1 protein-coding gene is annotated in these 1,048 nt (G+C 77.6%); it reads right to left on the bottom strand.

Annotation, left to right across the window (positions count from 1 at the left end; translation table 11 throughout):
• A partial coding sequence (locus tag L2I40_RS23645; protein ID WP_237217793.1) for an AsmA family protein occupies positions 1–1,048 on the bottom strand: 1,048 nt, incomplete at both ends.

Here is a 1,048-nt window from a genome sequence, read left to right as displayed (position 1 = left end):
TGCCGGTCGCTTCCGCGCGCAGCTCGCCGAGCTCCGCCGTACCGCGCAGCGCCAGCGCCTCGAGCGGCCCCGCGCCCGAGACGCGGAGTGCGACCGGCATGGCGGCGATCGGCGCGCGGTCCGGCCAGCCGCCCGGCAGCAGCGCCATGAGGCCGCGCGCCGCAGGGCCGCTCGCGTCGATGGTCACCTCCTGCAGCCGTGTCTGCGCGCCGAGGACGGCGGTGCCGGAGACCGCCACATCCGTCTCCGCCAGCCGCCCCGACAGCCGCCGCAGCGTGACCCGCCCGTTCTCGACCGCGGCATCGAGCGTCGCGCGCTCCAGCACCGCCTCGCCCAAGGTCGCGCGCTCCGCCCCGAGGCGGAGGTTGAGGTCCACCGCGCCGAGCGCCCGCGACGCGGCGTTGAGGTCGATCCCGCCCGGCATCCAGCGCAGCAGGTCGAGCCGATCCAGGTTCAGCCCGACGCCAAGCGCCGGCCGCGGCCCGTAGCGCAGCGTTCCCGCGCCCGTCACGCGCAGCCCCTCGATGCTCGCCGCGAGGTCCTGCACCGCCGCCTGCGCCTCCTCCAGCACCAGCCGGAAGCGGCCTTCCCCGCGGCGCAGCAGGGTGGCGTCGAGCCCATCCACCGGCAGGCCGAGCGCGTCGAGCGCCGCGCGGATGTCGGGCCCCGCGAAGCGCGCCGCGATCTCGAGCCGCCCGCCCGCCGTGACGCCGGCAAGGTCGATCTCCGTCTCGCCCGGCAGCAGCAGCGAGACATCGGTGAGCGTGAGCCGCCCTTCCTCGACCGAAGCGATGCCGCGCACCCGGCGCAGCGTGACGCCCGCGTAGGCCGCCGCCTCCACCGCGATGTCGAGCGACACGGGCCAGCCCCGCGGGCCGCCGCGCAACGCGCCGATCCAGCCATCCAGCTCCAGCCGGCTCGCGATCAGCGCCAGGTCGAGGCGTGGCTCCGGCGCGAGCCGCAGCGCCAGCGAGCCGCGCGCCGGCGCGCCGCCGAGATCGAGCGTCAGCCCCTCCGCGGCGATCAGGTCGGCCGTCGCGGTCAGTCG

The organism is Falsiroseomonas oryziterrae (assembly GCF_021864505.1).
GTDB lineage: Bacteria > Pseudomonadota > Alphaproteobacteria > Acetobacterales > Acetobacteraceae > Falsiroseomonas > Falsiroseomonas oryziterrae.
Note: the sequence above shows the minus strand (reverse complement) of the source record. Positions and strands in the feature narration are given on the sequence as shown.